The 17,554-nt window shown below is 38.9% G+C and carries 13 protein-coding genes; 8 read left to right on the forward strand and 5 right to left on the reverse strand.

All coding sequences use genetic code 11. From position 1 onward, the window contains the following. Positions 1 to 82: 82 nt before the first annotated feature. Together glmS and psaC are read right to left on the reverse strand one after the other, a co-directional pair. Positions 83 to 1,978 carry a glutamine--fructose-6-phosphate transaminase (isomerizing) gene (gene glmS, locus H6G59_RS06780; protein ID WP_190712696.1) on the reverse strand — a complete coding sequence of 632 codons (1,896 nt, stop codon included), beginning with the start codon at positions 1,976 to 1,978 and terminating at the stop codon, positions 83 to 85. Between the two features lie 472 nt (positions 1,979 to 2,450). After that, positions 2,451 to 2,696, reverse strand: coding sequence for a photosystem I iron-sulfur center protein PsaC (gene psaC / locus H6G59_RS06785; RefSeq protein WP_010997613.1), 246 nt, complete (start codon positions 2,694 to 2,696; stop codon positions 2,451 to 2,453). 590 nt (positions 2,697 to 3,286) lie between these two features. On the opposite strand from psaC, the gene H6G59_RS06790 reads away from it, so the two are divergent. Next, entirely contained in the window at positions 3,287 to 3,658 is a 372-nt protein-coding gene (locus H6G59_RS06790; RefSeq protein ID WP_190712697.1) for a DUF6464 family protein, read from the forward strand. An 89-nt stretch (positions 3,659 to 3,747) separates the two neighbouring features. Here the strand turns inward: H6G59_RS06790 and fmt are convergent, their stop codons facing one another. Continuing rightward, entirely contained in the window at positions 3,748 to 4,746 is a 999-nt protein-coding gene (gene fmt, locus H6G59_RS06795) for a methionyl-tRNA formyltransferase (RefSeq protein WP_190712699.1), read from the reverse strand. Positions 4,747 to 5,728: 982 nt separating this feature from the next. Between fmt and H6G59_RS06800 the strand changes: the two genes are divergently transcribed. Next, complete coding sequence (locus H6G59_RS06800; RefSeq protein ID WP_190712701.1) at positions 5,729 to 7,033, forward strand: hypothetical protein; 1,305 nt, start codon at positions 5,729 to 5,731, stop codon at positions 7,031 to 7,033. Between the two features lie 232 nt (positions 7,034 to 7,265). On the opposite strand, the gene H6G59_RS06805 is transcribed toward H6G59_RS06800, so the two are convergent. Then, a complete protein-coding gene (locus tag H6G59_RS06805) occupies positions 7,266 to 8,243 on the reverse strand; it encodes a DMT family transporter (RefSeq protein ID WP_339327933.1) in 978 nt (325 codons plus the stop codon). Positions 8,244 to 8,619: 376 nt separating this feature from the next. Between H6G59_RS06805 and H6G59_RS06810 the strand changes: the two genes are divergently transcribed. From H6G59_RS06810 to H6G59_RS06835, 6 genes are read left to right on the forward strand one after another with little or no spacing between them, the layout of a single operon-like run. Continuing rightward, positions 8,620 to 9,687, forward strand: a complete 1,068-nt coding sequence (locus tag H6G59_RS06810) for an amino acid ABC transporter substrate-binding protein (protein ID WP_190712705.1) — start codon at positions 8,620 to 8,622, stop codon at positions 9,685 to 9,687. A gap of 57 nt (positions 9,688 to 9,744) precedes the next feature. Next, positions 9,745 to 10,647, forward strand: a complete 903-nt coding sequence (locus H6G59_RS06815) for an amino acid ABC transporter permease (RefSeq protein ID WP_190712707.1) — start codon at positions 9,745 to 9,747, stop codon at positions 10,645 to 10,647. Then, the gene (locus H6G59_RS06820; RefSeq protein WP_190712710.1) at positions 10,644 to 15,086 is read left to right on the forward strand and encodes a tetratricopeptide repeat protein; all 4,443 of its coding nucleotides are present in this window, start codon (positions 10,644 to 10,646) and stop codon (positions 15,084 to 15,086) included. The genes H6G59_RS06815 and H6G59_RS06820 overlap by 4 nt, the downstream gene beginning before the upstream one ends. Positions 15,087 to 15,092: 6 nt before the next feature. Then, on the forward strand, positions 15,093 to 15,650 hold the full coding sequence (locus H6G59_RS06825; RefSeq protein ID WP_190712712.1) for a hypothetical protein: 558 nt from the start codon (positions 15,093 to 15,095) through the stop codon (positions 15,648 to 15,650). Between the two features lie 2 nt (positions 15,651 to 15,652). Beyond that, entirely contained in the window at positions 15,653 to 15,940 is a 288-nt protein-coding gene (locus H6G59_RS06830; RefSeq protein ID WP_199331949.1) for a hypothetical protein, read from the forward strand. Between the two features lie 20 nt (positions 15,941 to 15,960). Continuing rightward, a complete protein-coding gene (locus H6G59_RS06835; protein WP_190712716.1) occupies positions 15,961 to 16,989 on the forward strand; it encodes an amino acid ABC transporter permease in 1,029 nt (342 codons plus the stop codon). A gap of 116 nt (positions 16,990 to 17,105) precedes the next feature. On the opposite strand, the gene H6G59_RS06840 is transcribed toward H6G59_RS06835, so the two are convergent. Then, a complete protein-coding gene (locus H6G59_RS06840) occupies positions 17,106 to 17,357 on the reverse strand; it encodes a hypothetical protein (RefSeq protein WP_190712719.1) in 252 nt (83 codons plus the stop codon). Positions 17,358 to 17,554 lie beyond the last annotated feature (197 nt).

The raw sequence follows: 17,554 nt of genomic DNA on the forward strand, positions 1-17,554 counted from the left end.
TTTATTGTTTCTGGTATAATAAAAAATAACCTCTATTGGTAATAGAATTACTTATTACCTCAGAGGTTAATATTCTACTTTTTTATTCCACAGTTACCGACTTCGCTAAATTCCTCGGTTGATCCACATCCAAACCCCGCCGCGCTGCAATGTGATAAGCTAACAATTGCAATGGTATAACCGTGAGAATTGGGGAAAGAATTTCCTCAACTTCCGAAACAGGAATTAAATCATTAAAGATTTCCGCCGCTTCCCCATCTTTAACAGAAGTCACACCAATTAACCTTGCATCTCTAGCTTTTGCTTCCTGAGCATTAGAAATCACCTTTTCATATACAGTACCAGGAACTGCGATCGCAACTACAGGAACTTTCGCATCTAACAAAGCAATAGGGCCATGTTTCATTTCCCCAGCCGGATAACCTTCGGCGTGAATATAACTGATTTCTTTTAATTTCAAAGCCCCTTCTAACGCAATCGGAAAATTAATTCCTCTCCCAATAAAGATAAAATCTTTCGTTTCCGCAAAATCATGTACCAAATGCTCAATATAACGTTCTTGAGTTTCTAAAATCGCTTCAATTTCCCCTGGTAGCTGACGTAAACCTGTGATAATTTCCTCCAATCTTGGGGAAGTAATCTCATGACGACGATAAGCCAAATCTAACGCCAAAGCATAAAACGCCATCAATTGCGCCACAAAAGTTTTCGTCGCTGCGACACCAATTTCAATTCCCCCATGAGTATTGATAATATTCGCAACCATATTACCTAAACTACTTTCTGGGCGGTTAGTAATTCCCAAAAGTCGCGCTTGATACTTAGCTTCTTTTCCTAGTCGGCGTTCTTTTTCCATCGCCAAAGCTGCTAAAGTATCAGCAGTTTCCCCAGATTGAGTTACGCCAATAGTGAGAGTATTAGCCGTTAGTGGTGATGGTGCATAACGAAATTCAGAAGCATATTGTACCTGAGTGGGAATTCCCGCCAATTGTTCTAATAAGTATTTACCCACTAATGCAGCGTGCCAACTTGTACCACAGGCCACAATTTGAATTTGTTCTAAATCTGCGTACAATTTTGCTGGTAAACCCAATTTCACCGGTGATTGATCAGTTATTTGGGTATTATCTTCTGTTGAGAAATAAGCTTCTAAACAATCCCGCACTACTCCCGGTTGCTCATAGATTTCCTTGAGCATAAAATGCTTGAATCCCTGTTTTTCCACCATGATGGGATTCCAATTCAGGGTGCGAGGATTCTTTTTCAAGCGATGTCCAGCAAAATTATACACCTCCACCCCTAAAGGAGTCAAACGAGCAATTTCACCGTTTTCTAGGGGCAATATAGCGCGGGTATAGGGGACAATTGCCGGAGTATCAGAAGCACAGAAAAACTCACCTTGTCCAAAACCAATGACTAACGGTGCTTGTTGGCGAACTACAATCAATTCATCAGGGTAGTCAGCAGAAATAGCCGCAACAGCAAATGCTCCCTCTAATTTACTCACAGCTTCCCGCACTGCATCTAAAAAAACCGAAGCGGAAAGGGAATTTTCAGGAGAATGCTTTAAACACTCAGCAATTAGATGGGGGATTACCTCTGTATCTGTTTCTGAACGAAATTTATGTCCTAGCGCCTTAAGGTGTTCCCGCAACTCGCGGTAATTCTCAATAATGCCATTCTGCACCACTGCTATCCGCAGCGCCGTATCCATATGTGGATGGGCGTTATGTTCTTCTGGTTTACCATGAGTTGCCCAGCGAGTGTGACCAATGCCAATTTGGGCAGGATTTTCGATTTGTTCTAGTTTAGAACGCAGGTTGAGCAATTTTCCTTTAGCCCGCACACAATGAACGTCACCTTCCCAAATAGTGGCAATTCCTGCCGAGTCATAACCTCTATACTCTAATTTTTCTAGTCCAGCCAATAGAATATCTGTTGCCGCTTGAGTGCCTATATATCCAACTATTCCGCACATTGCTTAAACCACTCCGGTTTCAGGATTTTAACCAGTTACCAGTTACCACTTACCAGTTATCAGTTCATTTGGTTGAAATCTCTCACCATCAGCCTAATAACTGTTCACGATTTACTGTTCACCGAATTTAATTAAGTATAGTTGTCAGCACAGAGTAGTCATCGGCAAAATTCACGAAGAGACGCACAGCGAGGGACACGGGGACACAGAGAGAGGGACGCGGGGAGATGAGGACGCGGGGACTGAGAGACGCGGTGACGCGCGGAAAATTAAGAATTACCTGTCACCTGTCACCTGTTTACGAATTACGAATTACGTTGGCGGTAGCCTGCCGTAGGCACTATTACGAATTACGAATTATTTTAAGAGTGCTGAGTTCTGAGAGAAGAAACAAGAATGCTTTTAGGTGACTTGCTTCTTATTTCTCCTGTTCTCAGCCCTCAGCACTAATTTACTGAGTTTTTTAAAATCCTCAGTACGCTAGACCCATACTGCGAGTTGTTTCAGCACCCAGATAAACCCGGATGCTCAAAAAGTCGGTGGGGCAAGCTGTTTCACAACGTTTGCAGCCTACGCAGTCTTCTGTGCGGGGTGAAGATGCCACTTGAGCAGCTTTACAGCCATCCCAAGGAACCATCTCTAGAACGTCAGTGGGGCAAGCGCGGACGCATTGGGTGCAGCCGATGCAGGTATCGTAGATTTTTACGGTATGAGACATTGAAAAAACTGCTCCTTTCGAGTGTTCTTCTCTGCGAAGGAATCATAATCAAGGCATAGTTTACCGCAGTGCTGGATGGGCTGTAAGTAAAAGGCTACATAACTTCAAACTATTTAATAAGCTCTCTGAACAGTTTATGTGCCAAGATCGCTGCTATTCAGCTTTAATCAGCAACATAGGCATCAAGTATTTACCCGACAGACTCTTTCCAAACATGGCAGATTGTAAAGATGTGTAAATCTCAAGTCAATTTCTCAGGGTTATCTATAGTACCTATAAATTGGTCGCTAGGGAATTTTCAAGTTCAATTAGTTTGTTAAGAAGCATTAACTAACTAGCCACAATCTTAAATGATCTGGAATTGTAAACCAATGGTCAGATATCTGATCATCTCCTGACTAAATGGTCGCATATTCGCGGAGCAGGTGAGTTAAATGTGATATCTGGTTAACGCCAAGATCAATATCTTCCTGAAATGCAAATTGCTCGCAAATAATAGTAAATCATTAATTATCATCCAACCTCAGTCAGCAATGGTAGACGATTGCGATACCATTTTTATAATGTAAATCACATAGTATAAACTTATTATGGAGTCAGACTCTTTGCCAACTGAGGTAATTCTGACCAATTCGTGTCAGTCTCTCGGTAGATTACAACTTGATTGGACACCCCAACCGGGAAACTATCTCGATTTGGAAGGTATAACTTACGCAGTCCTAGAGCGTCGTCATCGATACCACTATAAAGGAGGGCGCTACCGCCTACATAATATTGCTATTTACGTCCAAAAAGCTAAACGACCATCAGAAAAAAGTTTATTGCAGGGAAGATGGGTAATTGGTGATGCCACCTGTAGCTATAATGCTCATTCGGAAATCATTCGCTGTGCAGTTAACCCAGAAGGCCCCTGTAAATCATGTCGGTTCTATGAAAATAGAGAACTCTTGACAGGGGGCTAAAGACACTGGGACGGGGAGAAAATTAATCAAGACCCCCGACTGAAACTGTTTTTAAGTTTAAATTTTAAATTTTAAATTTTTAATTGATCTCAATCACCCATCATTTCTCCAACTGTTAAACGAGTTCCATTCACGAAATCCCATCCTGATTGAGGGCGTTTCCCAGTTAGCTGAACTTCTCTTAAAAGCAACAACCCTTCCCAAGTTTGTACAATTGCACCCATTCCCTTAGCAATACTCACGACTTGTCCAGGAGCGCCGGATGTACTTGACAAATTAGGTATTTTATGTATTTTATCTTGTAATTCAGGTGGTAATTCGTGAATATAAGCAGAATCGAGGGGAACAGTGGCTGCGATTTTTAGTGCTTGGTTACGAAAGGTAGTTATGCAATTAGGATAAAAGCCTCTAATTTGATTGTGTAACTGGATAGCAGTCTTTGACCAGTCCAAATTATAGTCTTGCTTTTGAATCAAAGATGCGTAAGTAGCTGCGGAATTATCTTGAGGAATGGGTTCAATTTCCCCACGTTCCAGCTTGAGCAGGGTTTCTACTAACAAATCCGCACCAATTACCTCTAGCTGATCAGCTAAAATTTGAGCATTATCTAGTAATTGAATAGGTATAGTTGCTTTTAAAAGCATATCTCCCGTATCCATGCCAGCATCCATTAACATAGTTGTAATCCCGGTTTCTTTCTCCCCGTGATACAAACACCACTGAATGGGAGCCGCTCCTCGATACTGAGGTAAAATCGAACCATGTACGTTGATACAACCCAACTTGGGCATCTTTAAAATTTTCTTAGACAAAATCTGTCCGTAAGCAACTACGACAAACACATCTGCTTCTAATTGTTGAAGTTGGCTTAAAGTTTCAACATCTTTTTTCACTTTCTCTGGTTGCCATACTGATAGATTGTGAGCAGTAGCGAGTGCTTTTACAGGAGATGGTGTCAATTTATTCCCTCGCTCTCGGCGTTTATCGGGTTGGCTGACAACTGCTAAGACTTGAAATTCTGGGTGATCCAGTAATTTTTTGAGAGTGGGAACTGCAAACTGGGGAGTACCAAAAAATACGACTTTCATTAGTTATGAGTCATTGGTGATTAGTCATTAGTCAATATTAAGTGCGTCATGAATCACTGACAACCGACTGCCCACAACTGACTAAATCTCAAGAGAGATGAAAAAAACGCAAAGCAATTTTGCTTTTTGGACATTAAATTTTAGTTGTTTGATGGTAAAGTGTTTATTATCGGTGCAACAAAAAGTTCCTTGATAGACTAAAATATTTTAGCAAACAGGTCAGCTGAGATTAACTGTCTCTGCTGTTTACAAGCATCAATATTTGGTCATGCCTTATGGCTGGCCATTTAGCCACCTGATCATCCAATTAACTTGATAAGTTACCAAATTAGTTTTGCTTGTATTTGCGTGATGCCTGCGGCAAGCGTACCCCTCTGGGGAAGCAAGCTACACGTAGCGCCTTGCAGAAAATCTATAGCAATATTTACAAATAGATTTGCTATTTATGAGTTTTGGTGGATGATAATGATATTTTTGTTGATAATTTTGCGCCGACTATCCGAAATTCTCAAGGAACAAACCATCTTTTTGTGTTATCGGGGTCAGCGCTGTTATGGCAGCTTAATAAATAAGGAAACCTAAGTTTGATTAGTTTTAGCTCAAGCTGCTGTTAAAAGTTTACCTAAATTTAGTCGCCATCTTTAGTAGTCCAAAGACGCAACTTATATTCTTTTTAGAGTCATCTATATTCGGCTTGGTTTGAGTATAGGCTAAAAATTCATGTATAGTCACGCACTAATTACTGAGTTAATCCATATTCAGTAGTTCGTCACAACATTGTACAGAAAAATTACAGAGTTTGAAGATTATAGAGGTGTGAACGATGATACTGAAACTTTTGTAAAGTGATGCAAAATTTGAAGAGATTATCTCGTTAGAGCTTGTAGTTTGTTGTTATACATATAATATTCATAGCTTTTTCCTTGCTGTATAGACATTGCCCCTCACATAGCAACTGCCCCACCCCCTAGAGAGTCCACTCATGCTTAAATCCCTTTTGCTGTCAGGATGGTTCCGCGTACAACCATTTCTTAAGTACGTTGTTGTTGTGATACTCATTGCACCCTTTATAGGGGTATCTGTTTACTCTACCTCAGCGAAACAATCACAGGTAGCAAAAATTAATTCAGGACTTAAACAATCAGATTCAATGACCCAGGAGCAGGTTGTTGCAAAGGAACCTAATTTACAAGTAGGTCGAGTCAACTTATTGGGTGCAAGATTAGAGTCTATGCTAGTCAACAAGCCTATAAGTGAGGAAAGGCAACTATTACTGGCTGATAAAATTGATTCTGGGGCTATTAAAGCAAATAATCTGTCAAGCGGTGATGTGGCTGCTAGTGATATTTTGGCAGTAGTCAAAAAAGCTAATTTAGCAAAAGTTCCTGTTAGTCAAGCAGATTTAATCCAAAAATTAAAAGACGCGAAAGTTCAGGCTTTGCAAAGGGAAGGAGATTCTCTAGTCAGCAAGAGTATGGGGACTCAAGCATTAGCAACAACTAACATCACTTCCAGCATCAGAGAATCACAACCATCCTCAATCACAGAAATACCTGTAAATAGTCAGCCAGATGACTTGGAAGCAATACCAGATGATCCCATGGGCAGTCCACATCCGATCCCCTGGAAATGGATTATGATGACTCAGGAAGCTATTGGCGGAAAAGGGGGTTCTGGAGTGCGATACTATCGCAGTGTGCCAGTGGTTTCTCCCGATGGCAGGTATGCTGTTTATAGCCGTGTGCAACTAGAAGTTAACCCAGAAATGTACAACAGCCGAGTAACTAGCTTGTTGTTTATAGAAGATAAGCAAACCAAGAGTTTGCGAGTGATGGCTGCAACTTCTCAGCCTATAGATCCACTCTTAAAACAGAGGGTGGGATCAGAAGAAATCGATCATCAAGGCAAAATAGGGGTATTAGTTCCTGTCAGCTGGTCAGAAAAAGGCGATCGCTTTTTAGCCCGCAAGTTTGTAGGTATATTTAACACAGCCGATGTTACAGATCATGCATTGATTTGGGATCGTCAACAAAATCAGACTCAAACAGTTGCACCACCTCAAGAAGAAAATGAGCATGAAAAAATAGCAATATTATTAGGTTGGAGTAAAAAACAACCGGATCATGCGTTGTTCCGTACAGGTGAATTAGGTGCAGAAAATTGGCCTTTGGTGCAAGTGTCTAGTGATGGTAAAAGTGTAAATGTTTCCACAGATGGGGATCAACCTGTGACTTTTGGTGAAAGAGATCCCCAAGTTTGGGCTGAACCACAAGTTGCGTCCCGATAATTCGTAAATAATTAACAATATCCATTCCCGTTGTTGCTAAAGGTAAAAACGGGAAATTTTTATGTTTAGTTCTTGCTTTGAAGGAACTAGTACAACACGGCGTAAGTTAAGCAACCATTAAAAATACTGAAAAAGCCTGTTTAATCTACTTTTTTAATTTTTAATTGTTAATTTTTAATTCCGAGAAAGCGGTACTAGTTTACTCTCAACACTCAGCACAGAGATGTTTAATTTAAGATCCCAAACTATTTGATTTTACACAATTAGCCTCCGAGACAACCAGCACAGCTGATGTTGGTTCGCTGACATCAACCTCTGTGTACGGCTCAAAATCTTGAGAGTTTTGGCCGAGAACTATTGCAGATAAAACAAAAGTCGCGCCAATGAGACTGCTTATACCAAGCTGTTCACCAAGTAACCAAAACGAGAATATCGCTGCGAATATTGGCTCAAGTGTATAAAGTAAAGCCGCTTCTTCAGACCGAATCCATCGTTGAGCTAATGTCTGAAGCCAGGTGACAATGGCAGTGGCCACTAACCCGAGGTAAAGAATCACGCTCCAGTTCTCATATATGGTATTAAACTCTTCGACTAATTGTGTGTTACTCCACAGTGCGCCTAGTATGGCAACTACAACTAATTGGACGCTAGTGAGCGATAAAGATGGATGACGGGGTGCTATTTGTTCTAGTATGAGAGTATAAATTGCATAAACAATGGCATCTACTAACATTAGCAAATCGCCAATTCCTAATACTCCCTCTCCCCAAAATATTACGCCGATACCAAAAATAGCAAGTCCAGCAGATAGGAAAGTTTTTAACGGTAAGTGCCGACCCAAAAACAAGCCCAGTAAAGGTACTAAGATTGCACTTAGGCTAATAATAAATGCTGCCCGGTTTGCATGAATGCTTTCTAGAGCAATTGTTTCAATAGCTAGATAGGCAAAAAACAATAGTCCCAGAAGTAAACCATCGCGTAGCATCAGCTTATTTAGACGACGCAAGTTGACGCTAAAAAATATTGCTGCTACAGTGAATCTCATTGAAATTAATACACTGGGCGAAAGACTATTGACTGTGTTTTCGATGAGTGGGAAGGTTGAACCCCAAATGATGTTGATAATAACGAACAGTATTATTCCTTTAATACGCAAGTTATTTTGTGTAAATTGATGGGTATAAGTATCGAGACTGACACCAGCTGGCACCCAACGGCTGAATATCTTACTCAGAAACAATTTCATAAAGACTTTCTAAATCTCCCCTCAATAATGAGGAATGGAGGGGTTACTATTTTTATCAACATTTTTCTATTTTGAAAGATTAAGTTTTACTACATAAAGTAAATACTATCTTAACTCTCCTCCATAGGGCTATTCATTACACGGATCTTTCTGAACATTTGGGAGAGCGATGCCTACGGAGGGCGATAAAACTCCGACACCAATAGACATCTAACATTGTTCGCTGTTTCTTATTGATAGTCAGGTGACAGAACGGGGAACTTTTAATGAAGAACAGTGATAGAATGCAGCGATTTCATTCGTGTTCAAAACCTAGTTAAATAGTAGTCCGTAAGTAATTATGCGTAAATCAGGTTTAATTCTAGCCATTGCTCCCATGATCTTTGCTCTCAGTGCTTGTAGTAGCGGGTCTGAACCATCAGCAACAACAGGCAGTACCCCTGAAGCACAAGTCACACGCGATCGCTGGAATAGCATTAAAAGCCGTGGTAAGCTCATCTGTGGTGTGAGTGGGGAATTACCAGGATTTAGCTTTGTGGAGACTAATGGTAAATATAGCGGTATTGATGTAGATGTTTGTCGTGCGATCGCATCTGCTATATTCGATGATCCTGAAGCTGTAGAATACCGCAATCTCAATACTAAAGAACGATTTACAGCTTTGCAAACTGGGGAAGTCGATATTCTCAGTCGTAACACTACCTGGACATTGAGTCGTGATACTTCCCAAGGTCTAGATTTTGCACCTGTAGTTTTTTATGACGGTCAAGCCGTAATGGTTCGCAAAAATAGCTCTATCAAATCTCTAGCAGACCTTAAAGACAAAGCCATCTGTATTCAAACTGGTACTACTACCGAACAGAACTTAGCAGACCAAATGCGGAAACGCAACATAACCTATAAATCCGTTGTTTTTGAAGACGTTAATATTACCTTTGCTACCTATGCTCAAGGGCGTTGTGACGCAATTACTACAGACCGTTCCGGCTTAGTTTCTCGACGCACAACTCTACCCAAACCAGACGATAACATCATTCTCGATGATGTTCTGTCCTCAGAACCTCTTGCACCAGCAGTGGTAAAAGGAGATACTAAATGGGCTGATATTGTCAAATGGACTATTTATTCCCTGGTCAAAGCTGAAGAATTGGGAATTAATTCTCAAAATCTGGCACAATTTACCACTAGTACCGACCCAGATATTAAGCGTTTTTTAGGTACAGAAGGCAACCTTGGGGAAGGACTCGGCTTAACAAAAGACTTCGCAGCTAAAATAATTAAGCACGTTGGTAACTACGGTGAAATTTATGATCGCAATCTGGGAGCCAAGACAAAGCTTAATTTAGCTCGTGGTCAAAATCAACTTTGGTCAAAAGGCGGTTTACTCTATTCTCCCCCTTTTAGATGATAGAGAGTCGGAAAAGTAGAGAAGAATAATTTACCAATCACCAATCACCAATGACTAATGACTAAAAACCACTTTTGGCGAATTGCTGGACAATTAATTGCCGTGTTTTTAGCAGCAGTTTTGGTAACGATACTGTGGAGTAATCTTAACCGAAATTTCCAGCAATTAGGTATTCAGTTTGGCTTTGATTTTCTTGGGCAACAAGCATCTTTTGATATCGGTGAAAAACTCATTGCTTACAACCCAACAGATACCTATAGCCGTGCCTTGTGGGTGGGTTTAATCAACTCTTTGCGAGTGGCAATAATAGGAATTATTCTGACCACAATTGTGGGATTAACTGCGGGAATTGCTCGTCTATCAGATAACTGGTTAGTGCGGAATATTACCTCAGTTTATGTTGAGTTTTTCCGTAACACTCCCTTATTACTGCAATTACTATTTTGGTACTTTGCTGTTTTCCTTGCTTTTCCCAAGGTTGAAAATAAAATTTCCCTGGGTGGTTTGGTTTACTTTAGTCAAAATGGGATAGAACTTCTGGGAATGAGCTTTTCTCCAGAGTTTTCAGCATTGCTGCTGGGGTTAACTTTTTACACGGGTGCATTTATTGCAGAAATTGTCCGGGGTGGAATTCAATCAGTACATAAGGGACAATGGGAAGCAGCGCAATCGCTGGGGCTAAAACCAGGGTTAGCAATGCGGTTGGTGATTTTTCCCCAAGCTTTGCGGGTAATCATTCCCCCACTCACCAGTCAGTATCTCAATTTAACAAAAAACTCCAGTTTAGCGATCGCTATCGGCTACCCTGATATTTATTTTGTCGCCTCTACCACCTTTAACCAAACAGGGAGAGCCGTAGAAGTGATGTTACTAATTATCCTCACCTATCTCACCCTCAGCTTAAGCATCTCTGTAATAATGAATTTATTTAACCGCACCGTGCAGATTAGAGAAAGATGAGGAGATGGGGAGATGGGGAGATGGTTAAGGATGATTTTCTAGATACTCAAGCAGAAAACTGGTTTCTTCAAGGTGAAGAAAAATTTGCAAGCGAAGATTTTGAAGGGGCAATTTTTTGTTACGACAAAGCTATAGAGATTGAATCAAACTACCAAGCAGCTTGGAGGCAAAGAGGTTATGCACTGTACAAATTAGAACGAGACAAAGAAGCACTTGTATCTTTAGACAAAGCCATAGAAATAAATAATGCTGATAATTTAACCTGGTATTATAGGGGACTGGCAGAGGATGAATTAGAACAATATGAAGAAGCTATTTTATCCTTTAACAAAGCTATAGAAATAAATACTGATGAGTATAAGGTTTGGGGGAGTAGAGGTTTTTCGCTAAATAATTTAGGACGATATGAAGAAGCGTTAGTATCTTTTGAGGAATCCCTAAAAATTAACCATGATGATTATCTAACTTGGTACAATCAGGGGTTGGCACTGCATAATTTAGGAAGATATGAAGAAGCTCTAGCATCTTATAATCAAGCTATAGAAATAAATCCTCATGACCACTATCTTGTTTGGCAAAATCGTGGATTGCTGCTCAATCATTTAGGAAGATATGAAGAAGCATTGGCATCTTTTGAGGAATCCCTAAAAATTAATCCTGATGATTATCTAAGCTGGTACAATAAGGGGGTAGCACTGCATAATTTAGGACAGGTTCAAGAATCTGAAAAAATTCGACAATATTTGTTAAACCGATGGTCAGAATTGTATGACTTAGGTCGCTATGAAAAAGCTCTTGCATTGTCTAGCAAAATCACAGAAATCTCTCCAAACAGTAGTGATTTTTGGCTTCTGCATGGGTTACTTCTCCTGACAATCAAGCGATTTTCTGAAGCTCTCGTGTGTTTCAACAAAGTTATAGAACTTCAACCTAATACCTATGAATACTTTGCTTGGGAATGCAAAGGGAAAGCATTATTAGGGCTAGAACGTTATGAAGAAGCTATTACAGCTTATAATAAAGCCATAGAACTGAACCCAGAAAATAAAATTGCTTGGAGTGATAAAGGGTCAGCACTACTAGAATTAGGATGTGTTGAAGAAGCTCTGATATGTTTAAATAAAGCCATAGAACTGAACCCAGAAAATAAAATTGCTTGGAGTGATAAAGGGTTAGCACTACTAGAATTAGGATGTGTTGAAGAAGCTCTGATTTGCTTAAATAAAGCCATAGAACTGAACCCAGAAAATAAAAGTGCTTGTATTAATAAAGTATCGGGATTATTAAGATTAGAACGCTTTGAAGAAGCTCTGATATTTTGTGAGGAAATTATAGAATTAAACCCAGAATATCACATTGCTTGGAGTAGCAAAGGGGCTGCATTATTAGGATTACAAAAATTTGAAAAAGCTCTGATATCCTGCGAAAAAGCTCTAGAATTGAACCCCGAAGATAACACTGCTTGGAGTAATAAAGGGGCTGCATTATTAGGATTACAAAAATTTGAAGAAGCTCTGATATCCTGTGAAAAAGCTTTAGAACTAAACCCCGAAGATAACATAACTTGGAGTAACAAATCTTATGCTCTATTGGGCTTAAAACGCTATAAAGAGGCTCTAGAATCTTCCAAAAAATCTATAGAATTGAATCCAAAACATAACATTGCTTGGGCGAATCAAGGATTAGCCTTGGCTAATTTAAATCTTTTTGTAGAAGCTCTAGAATCTTGCCAAAAATCTATAGAATTAAATCCTGAATATAATAGGGCTTGGGCTTGGTTAGGGGGAATATTGCTAGGTTTGAAAAGATATGAAGAAGCTGTCGCATCATATGAGAAAGCTATAGAATTAGAACTATATCATAATGAGGTTTGGAACAATCAAGGAGTAGCATTACTTAATTTAGGGCGTAGTCAAGAATCTCTCCTATCTTTCGATAAAGCTATAGAATTAAAACCAGACTATGATGAGGCTTGGAATCATCGAGGTACTGCACTTGCTAATTTAGAACGCTATGAAGAAGCTCTCATATCCTGCAACACAGCTATAGAAATTAAATCTGATAACCACGAAGCTTGGGCTACTAAAGGCTCAGTGCTTCTTAAATTAAGACGCTGTGAAGAAGCTCTTGTATCCTGCAACAAAGCCATAGAAATTGAATCAGAAGATCATAAAGCTTGGCATAATAAGGGTACAGCCTTGAGGTTACTAGGTAATTATGAAGAATCGCTTAAAAGTTTGAACCAAGCTCAAGATTTAGAAGCTACTTGCTCTGGTGGCTGGTACGAACATGGTAATGTACTAGCTGAACTAGGAAGATATGAAGAAGCAATTATTTCCTACAACAAAGCGATTGAACTCAATCCCAATGATGAATATTCTTGGCAGAGTAGAGGTTTTTCGCTGGCTGAACTAGGAAGACATGAAGAAGCAATTATTTCCTACAACAAAGCCATAGAAATCAATCCTGACTTTTATCAAGCTTGGCACGAAAGAGGTAGAGTTTTACATAACTTGATGCAAGATGAAGAAGCATTAGCATCCCACGATAAAGCTTTAGAAATTAAACATGATTACCATTATGCTTGGATTGATAGAGGTAATGCAGTATTTAACTTAAGTACAGAACGTAAAAATTTTAGGTCAAGATTCATCTTACCAGTAATTACAACATATCCTGACCTGGCTCTGATATTCAAAAATCCCGACTTAAATAAGGTTGGCTATGAAGGTCTATTTGCCAGCTATGAAGAAGGTTTAAAACATTGTCCCCAAGATACAGAAGGTTGGGGTAGATTACATCAAATTATAGGCCAAGCCTACTATTTCCAAGGATGCAAAGATGATAAGCCTTTTAGTTATTGGCGTAAAGCTGTTAACAGCTACAATATTGCCATAACAACTCTCACAGAAAAAACATATCCAAAAGCACATTTAGAAGTTTTACAAGATTTAATTCGCTGTTTGTTAGGTTTAGAACAAATCAATGAAGCCATAGAATTGCAAAGACGTGGCTCAGATATTTTACAAAAATTGCTCAAAGATACTAAAAGTCTAGCTAAACAACAACAATTAGCCTTAAAATTTGTCAGTTTTCAACAAATAACTGTTGATTTAGCAGTGCAATCTGGTAATTCAATTCAAGCCTTAGAACTAGCAGAACAAGGAAAAAACGCCTGTTTATCTTGGCTTTTAGAAGGATGGAGTGAAGAAATTTCTTCACCCAAATGGCAAGATATTCAACAGTTACTAAATCCCACAACAGCTATAATTTATTGGCATCTTAGCCCCGCAGCCCTTCACACTTTCATCCTCAAATATGATAGTCCAACACCCATTGTTTTAACACAATCTGAATTATTAATTCTTTCACAACGTTTACAACACTTTGAAGACTGGGTAAAAAATTGGAATCAACAATATAATGATTATCGTGGTAAAGGCAAAGATGAAGTAGATAAAAATGATCATGCTTGGCGAAATGATATGCAAACAAATCTCAACCAACTCAAAAATATTTTAGATATTGACACAATCAAACAGCAACTTTCAGGTATTAATCAATTAATTTTAATTCCCCACCGCGACCTACATAGATTTCCGCTTCATGTTCTATTCAACGCAGATGAAGAAAAATCAAAATTCATCATCACTTATCTACCTAGCACCAAACTTGGTATTACAAATACACTTACCAAACCAGACCATAGCAATAAATTATTAAGTGTCGAAGTTTCTCCAACTCAAGACGATGAACATCTGTTTTATGCGACACTGGAAGCTGAAATTATCAGTCAGATGTTTGAGCATAGACAACGTATCCAAGAAGGTGAAGCTACTAAAGAAGAGTTAGAAGCAGCATTAGAAAATGGTTATGAAATATTTCACTTTGCTGGACACGCAAATTACAACTTTAGCGAACCTAAAAAATCACAGTTAGCATTAGCCAACGAAGACAAATTAACTCTCCAAGAAATTTACCAAAAAAATCTTACAACCTATAAACTGGTTAGTCTTGCTGCTTGCGAAACAGCCATTACCGGCAACCAAACAATAACCACCGAATATGTTGGTTTAGTCAGTGGTTTTTTGAGTCGGGGAGTTGCCCAGGTAGTGAGTACACTATGGACAGTGAAATCTGCTGCTAGTGCTTTAATTATGATTGAATTTTACCGACGCAGACAACAACTAAATAAATCTGATGCCCAAGCCTTAAAAGAAGCTACAACATGGCTAAGAAACCTAACTGCGGGTGAACTGCAAAAATGGTATAAAGAACTAAAGAATCAAATACCTCCAGAAAAATTAACCGGTGGAATTAACGGATTATTAAAGGGAGAAATTTATAAAATTTCTAAAGAAAAGCCAGACAAATTACTGTATAATGATATATACTATTGGGGAGCGTTCACAATCACAGGTAAGCCACTATCAAGCTAATATTAAATGAACAACATAGACAAACTTACCCTCAAAGCCTTTCTTGCAGCTTTAATGCGGCTAGAACAACCCTTACCTGATGATTTGCAGAACCAGCTAAAGGAAATCAGTAAAACCTGTCCTTCAGATGTCGATAAACTTGATGCCTTAACCGAGATTTATCCACCTTTAGAAGATGAATATTTAGAAGCTCGTAGCATTTTACAAAATGATGGGGAACGCTTCCGTTCATCTAGCGTCCAGACAGTTAATGAAACTGTGGTTTTGAGTGACGAAAAGCTGATTGATTTAGCAGTGCAAATTTTCAGCAGCGAAGATTCCGTTAATTCTCTGAATCAAGCATACACAGAATCCAGCCCAATTGGACAATTTTTATTTCAACTGCGTCGCCAGACAAGCGTGATGGCGAAAGATACTAATAATATACCCCAAGAAGAATTATGGGTTTGGCAAGACCCTGTAGTTTGGGCTTCCTTAGAACGCGGACTCAAGCAAGCACAAGCCGGAGAGGGTCGTTACTTGGGAGATTTTTCGCAGTACGCAGATTTGGAGATTGAAGATTAGTGATGTTTAGGCTGGAATTTCAACCTGACGCAGAAGAGAAATTAGTCTATCTTCAGCTAAAAAATCCCAAGAAATACAAAAAAATATTAAAAATTCTGGGATTGATGCAAACTAACCTCCGTCACCCCAGCCTCAAAACTCATGAATACCAATCTTTATCTGGTCTGAACGGAGAGAAAGTATTTGAAGCCTACGTCGAAAATAACACTCCAGGAGCTTGGAGAGTTTTTTGGTATTATGGTCCTGGTCAAGGCGTAATTACTATTTTCGCTATAGAACCTCATCCTTAATAAGTCTAATCGCCAATGTAATGACTAAATTAACTTGGTTACGCAAAAACTTATTTAACACTTGGTACAACAGTTTATTAACTATTTTATCTTTAATATTTCTTTTTTGGGTAACTAAAGGAATATTAACTTGGGCAATTACTCAAGCGCAATGGCAAGTAATTCAGGTTAATTTGCACTTATTCTTAGTTGGTAGATTTCCCAAAAGTTTGTATTGGCGAGTTTGGATTATTTTAGCAATAGTTACAACTCTCAGTGTGATAACTTGGAGTGTATTTACAGGTTTTTTAATTTCCCAAAAATTATCTAAATTAATTACACCTTGGATTTCGTTAGTTTGGTTATTATCTTTCCCAATAATTTTGTGGTTACTTGGTGGGGGCTTTGGGCTAGAATCTGTATCTACAAATTTGTGGAACGGTTTGCTACTTACCTTATTAATGGCAACAATCAGTATTGTACTTTCCTTTCCCATTGGGGTTTTACTTGCTTTAGGAAGAACTAGCAATTTACCTGTAGTGCGTTGGTTTTCTATCCTCTATATTGAAATAATTAGGGGAGTTCCACTCATAGGACTTTTATTCCTTGCTCAATTCATGCTTCCTTTATTTTTACCAACGAATTTACGTTTAGATCGTTTACTACGAGGAATTGCTGGACTGGTACTATTTAGTGCTGCTTACATGGCAGAAAATGTACGCGGTGGACTGCAATCAATCCCACGAGGGCAAATTGAAGCTGCAAAAGCATTAGGTTTTAATACACCATTAGTAGTAATATTAATTATATTACCTCAAGCTTTACGTGCTGTTATTCCTGTGATCTTTGGTCAGTTTATCGGCTTATTTAAAGATACTTCTCTTTTATCTTTAGTGGGATTAGTTGAACTTACAGGGATTGCCCGTTCTATCTTGGCACAACCACAGTTTCTAGGTCGTTATGCAGAAGTTTATATATTTATAGGTTTTATTTATTGGGTATTTTGTTACTCCATGTCCTTAGCATCTCGAAAATTAGAAAAGCAATTAAGTAATAACCCAAGTTCTTAGTACAGGTGGCTTTTACTGTTTTGACAATTTGATAACCTGGGACTGTTGTATATTGGGTTAATGTTTCGGCTTTTAGCTCTAAATTACTTTTATTTTTCTTTGGAAAAAGTTGGCGTTTAATTACTACTTTTCATGTCCCATTCATTTGTCTCAACAACGGGAGGAGTGAAAAATAATTTGCGGTAAGTCCAATGGATACCCAGAAAAATCAAACTTCCTAAGCTGAGTATCAAGACACTAAAAACTGTGCCGTAGGCATGAGAATGCCACAATAATCTCTGTATTTGAGATGTAAGTAATTGTAATAGTTGGAATAAATTGACTTTTTGGGAATTGTCAACGTTGATTGCTGTGTTTTGGTGTGCCATCGCCATTTTTGGTAAACTACGGTAAATCGATAGAGATTATGATGTATTTATAGAGTATGACATAGCTGGCTTTAATAAGCAAGAGAGCGTCAGTTTTATTGAATTTGTGCAAAAAACTCCAGTTTTGTGGCGAAGAGCTTTAATTTTTCCTTTCCTCCTTTGCGTCTAAAGCACTTCGTGCTAGAGCCTCCGGCTCC

Source organism: Anabaena lutea FACHB-196 (assembly GCF_014698305.1).
GTDB lineage: Bacteria > Cyanobacteriota > Cyanobacteriia > Cyanobacteriales > Nostocaceae > Anabaena > Anabaena lutea.